The sequence below is a fragment of the Bacteroides intestinalis genome (genome assembly GCF_003464595.1).
In the GTDB taxonomy this organism is placed as follows: Bacteria; Bacteroidota; Bacteroidia; order Bacteroidales; family Bacteroidaceae; genus Bacteroides; species Bacteroides intestinalis_A.
Genome location: NZ_QRZF01000049.1, coordinates 1 through 4,728, shown reverse-complemented (window position 1 = coordinate 4,728; position 4,728 = coordinate 1). Strand labels below are relative to the sequence as shown.

Sequence of the window (4,728 nt, the reverse complement as noted above, 5' to 3'; positions counted from 1 at the left end):
TTTTCAAAATCTTGTCCCAAGTCGTTTTCTTCATAAGAGAGTTTTTTTAGTGATTAGCGATTAGTGATAAATGATAAGCAGGCTGCGCAACCTTTAATTTTTAATTTTTAAAGCCTCCGGCTTTGGATCTTATCCCAGCGGATCATCTTCAATCCCGCCGTCACCGCCGGAATCCCCACCGCCGGAATTACCACCGGAAGAACTGCCATCCTTATCTTCCGGTTTTTCCAATGCGAATGTTACATTTGCAGGGCTTCTGGTTACGGCATGGCTGTTATTTACCAACTTCAGCTCCTTGTCCGGAACAAAACGGATATTCACCCGTTTGATATTCTTCACGGTACACTCTGCCGAAGTAGCTACTCCCGGACAGCAAAATGTCATGTGAAACGTACCAAACAGGTTCAACTTCACCTTGTTCCCATTAGCCAGATTTTCCTGAACCTCCTCTACGAGAGCTTCAATCACATGCTTCACATCTCCTTTCGTCATCGCACAACTTTTCTGTATGGCGGCGGCAAGGGTATCCACATCCACAGTCTTGCACGTACCGGGTTTCTGACGGAGATAGAAAAATTGGGGAGACGCCGAATCAGTCACGTTTTTTCTGCGCATATAGCGCTCTACGGTTACATCCATAAGTAAAACAAATTAAGTTAAGGTTTAAGCTATTATTACTCTTTCAAGTATGATACAAAGATACAACATCAGAGGGCGGAAGTCAAGCTTATTACTAAATATTTCTAAACAAACAATGACCGTTTTCAACCGATTCGAACCATATCACTTCGCATGCTTCATCAACCATTCATCAGGCGGAATATAATCCCCCATTTTTGTCAGACTGGGGTTATGTCCGAAATAAACATCACCCGTTTCACCATTCCTATGTTTCGCAACGATCACCACACCAAGCCCGTCAGAAGGATATTTACTCTTATGTTCCGTTTTCAAACCATGCAGGGCAGGACGATACAGCAACATTACCATATCTGCATCCTGCTCGATGGCACCACTCTCGCGCAAGTCGCTCAAAAGAGGCCGGCAATCGGGACGCCCTTCACTCATACGGTTCAACTGACTGAGCAACAACACCGGCACATCCAGTTCCTTAGCCATTAGTTTGGCCTTACGGGTGGCTTGCGCCACTTCCTGCTCACGATTGCGATTGTTCTGATCAGACTTCATATCACAAAGTTGCAGGTAATCCACGATGACCATATCGCATCCTCCCTTACTTTTCAGCATACGAGCCACCGAGCGTACATGATCCATACTGATCACCGGACTATCTTCCACCCGGATGGGAAGCTGGGAAAGCTGGCAGGAAGCCTCACGCACCTGGCGCAATTCGCTTGTACCGAGTTGCCCTCTGCGCAAGTGTGAGGCATCTACATCTTCGGTAGCAGCAACCAGCCAACGGTCTCCCAAACGCTCTCCCTGCATTTCCAAACTGAAAACCACTACCGAATGTCCCGCTGTTGCAGCAGCCCTGGCCAGATGCAATGCAAAGGCCGTTTTTCCTGCAGCCGGGCGGGCAGCAATGACATCCAGATCTCCCCGCTGCCACCCCGCTGTCAACTTGTCCAGGTCCGTAAAACCGGTAGGAATACCGGTAATACCATTCCGGCTCCCTTCCACGCGTGCTTCTACCTGTGCCAGAGTATCTTCCATCAACTGACTCATTGTGCGGAGATGGTCGGCGGTTCCCATCTCTCCTTCAAGATGGTCGAGCAAATCGTGTATGCCTGCCAGCACATCTGCTATATCCACGGACTCGTCGGAAGCCGCAGCCAGTAGTTTGTACGAACCCAGAATCACTTCACGGCGGACATACATCTCACGCAGTATGCACGCATGATATTCCAAATGTGCCCCCGATGCTACGCGTGAAGCAAGCCGCACCAACGTATAAGGACCGCCCACCTTCTCCAGATTACCACACGAAGCCAGTTCATTTTTCACCGTAAGTATATCAATCTGCTTCCCGGCGCGAAACATGGCCTGAATGACAGCAAAAATCATCCGATTCTGCTCGTTGTAGAATATCTCGGGACGCAACTTATCAGCAACCAGGGAGATAGCTTCACTCTCCACCAAGCAGGCGCCAAGCACAGCCTCTTCCAGCTCGGCATCCTGCGGATTCAAAATACCTTTTTCTTTCATCTGATTTTTCAATTATCTATCACTCACATTCAGTTATCATACTCGTCCTGAAACAACTTATCTGCCAGATACTTCGCCGCCTGCCTGCAAAACTTCGTATCGCGCAGATGAAAGAAATACTCGTCAATATGTTCCAAAGCCTGTTTCCGTTCGTTCTGCGATAATTTCTTCCACTCCCTGAGGGCGCTTTCCCGATTCTGCCGGGCCATACGGGTGGTTTCATGATATTCATTCCAGAACTGGCCGAAGCTTTCCTCCACGGCAGAATCACCCTTTTTTCCGATTTGCCTTTTACCTGTCCACACGTCGTAGCCCGGTATGCGGATATGACTGGCACAGTCACCTTTCACTTGTTCGATGCTACCCTCGGCAACCAGTCTCATGAAGTAGCGCCGGGTTCGCCCAAGGCTCCATCCTAAAATTTCCGCCCAATGGTTATAGGAAATAACTGATTCTCCACGTGCACAAACCACATTCGTATTCATACGCCTCACTACAGCTTCCGCATAATTGACATATGTCAGTATCCTCAAAAAGGCTTCCATATCTCCACTTGCTTCATGGTGTTCGTCAAATGCTTTCAAAAGTAAAGCTCGTGGTATCATAACATAACCTGTTGTTCCTAAATTTCTATCCATTTTTTATCTTTGTTTTTGTTAGCGAGCACAAAAGTATGACAAGAAATCTGTTTTCCGTCTCCCGCTTGTTTTGGTTGGTTGCAATCATCCGATACAGGTTCGTATTAGTCTAATAAGTTTCGTTAGTGAAAGTCTATTTATAACTGTACAGAAATGAATCAAATGCTGAGCAATACTATCTTAATTCTCCTCCTCCCTGGAGGTTGTGTAAAAAGTCAAAATCAATCGTTCTTTGACATATTGTATTAAAAAGGAAATCATCTTTATCTCATGATTCTGTTATTTCTATTTTGCCCTTTGGTAAATGACAGCTATGGTTTCTATTTTAGAGTCCATTCATGCACTTGTTGTAACAGCACCTGTATGCTTTGAATGTTAGTGACCCTTTTCAGGTTATAGCATGTGGCATACAAGTCAATTTCAGCTTGTACCTTTTCTTTTCCTCTGAGCAACAGTGGAATTTGGCCCATCCAGTATTTAATGGTTCCGAAGGGATGTTCTACTAATGTTTTTCGTAACTGTATGAGTGCTTTGTATTTCATCCCCTTGCACTTCTTCATGTACTCTCGTATAGGTTCCGCATCCGCCCTTCGGTAGATTATCCGCCCTTTTTTAGATTGGGTACAGAACTTTATCAGGGGACAATGCTTGCAGTCTCTTCCCTGATACTTTCTATAAAGTTTTCCATGTTTACGAACCTGCCTGTCTTTAATGGGTAACGTCTTTTCCTGAGAGCATATATAGCAGTCATTGACCGCATCATAAGTGAAAAAGATTCCGTGTTCCGGATCTTCTTTGGGAGAATGGTCCCCTTCATTAAAAGGAACGGCAATTTCTTTGCCATCCTCTTCAAGTGCCAGGATTTGTTCTTCATTGGCATAACCTGTATCGGCAACGGCTTGGGATACTTCTATTTGAAGTTCTTCCTGCATGGCATGAATCGAAGGTTGAAGATCTTCAAAGTCATTCGGATGGTCGGTAACCTGCATCGCACCTATCAGATGGTGTTGGGAATCTATCACAGATTGAACATTGTAAGCCGGAACGAAGCCGTTATGGGTCTTCATCAGACGAGATTCGGGATCAGCGGGAAAGCTCCTTTTAGAACCTTCATCCAGCATACGCTGTTTTTCGGCCTGAAGCTCTTCAACCTGTTGGCTTAAACGGGCTATCTTTTCCAGTAGGGAACTCTCTACACCGAGTTCATCCGATAGTTCGGATAATTGTTCATGGGCGGTTTCCACCAGATCATTTTCATTAAGCTGATGCAAATATTTCTCTAAACGGGTGTCCAATAAGGCTAACTGCCGGTTGATACCATCCAGAGTAAGACCGTCACGATTAACATTGGCTTTGATTTTACTACCGTCAACAGCTACCAGTTTGCCTGAAATATAACCTGAACTGACCAAAAAACGGCGGAAATCAAGGCAACACTCATGAATGCCCGAAGTTTGTCGGGAACGGAAATCAGCAATGGTCTTATGATCAGGATGGAGATTCCCCAAAAGCCAGATCAACTCCATATTACGCAAAGTCTCACGTTCCAGTTTACGGGAAGAGCTTATGCTGTTCAGATAGCCGTACAAATAGAGTTTGAGTAAGGTTCCGAAGCTATAAGCTGAACGTCCCGTAGGACTCTTGCCTTTATAGGCTGAAAGATCAGGGTGTAATTTTATAAACTGATCGACAAAACCATCTATTAGACGAACAGGGTTCTCACTAGAAATATAAGAATCTAAAGACTCAGGAAGAGTCAGTTGATTACGATCTAAAGGTTGAATATAGCCCATAAATTTAATCTTATTATTAGGAGATCAAAGATATAAAATCCTTTTTATACAAATATGTCAAAGAACGATTGATTTTGACTTTTTACACATTTACATTTGCAGTATTAAATATCACAATAAAATATAAGTGT

4 protein-coding genes are annotated in these 4,728 nt (G+C 44.6%); all 4 read right to left on the bottom strand.

Going from position 1 to position 4,728, the window contains the following annotated elements; translation table 11 throughout:
* Positions 1 to 129: 129 nt before the first annotated feature.
* Complete coding sequence (locus tag DWW10_RS25660) at positions 130 to 639, bottom strand: HU family DNA-binding protein (protein ID WP_118422442.1); 510 nt, start codon at positions 637 to 639, stop codon at positions 130 to 132.
* Between the two features lie 144 nt (positions 640 to 783).
* Positions 784 to 2,166, bottom strand: a complete 1,383-nt coding sequence (gene dnaB / locus DWW10_RS25655) for a replicative DNA helicase (RefSeq protein ID WP_118422441.1) — start codon at positions 2,164 to 2,166, stop codon at positions 784 to 786.
* 29 nt (positions 2,167 to 2,195) lie between these two features.
* Positions 2,196 to 2,804, bottom strand: a complete 609-nt coding sequence (locus tag DWW10_RS25650) for a hypothetical protein (RefSeq protein ID WP_118422440.1) — start codon at positions 2,802 to 2,804, stop codon at positions 2,196 to 2,198.
* A gap of 320 nt (positions 2,805 to 3,124) precedes the next feature.
* Positions 3,125 to 4,597, bottom strand: a complete 1,473-nt coding sequence (locus DWW10_RS25645) for an IS1182 family transposase (protein WP_118422439.1) — start codon at positions 4,595 to 4,597, stop codon at positions 3,125 to 3,127.
* Positions 4,598 to 4,728 lie beyond the last annotated feature (131 nt).

Excerpts from the sequence above, each read along its gene's own strand:
- DWW10_RS25660 (WP_118422442.1), bottom strand. The coding sequence starts at position 639 with ATGGATGTAACCGTAGAGCGCTATATGCGCAGAAAAAACGTGACTGAT.
- dnaB (WP_118422441.1), bottom strand. The coding sequence starts at position 2,166 with ATGAAAGAAAAAGGTATTTTGAATCCGCAGGATGCCGAGCTGGAAGAG.
- DWW10_RS25650 (WP_118422440.1), bottom strand. The coding sequence starts at position 2,804 with ATGGATAGAAATTTAGGAACAACAGGTTATGTTATGATACCACGAGCT.
- DWW10_RS25645 (WP_118422439.1), bottom strand. The coding sequence starts at position 4,597 with ATGGGCTATATTCAACCTTTAGATCGTAATCAACTGACTCTTCCTGAG.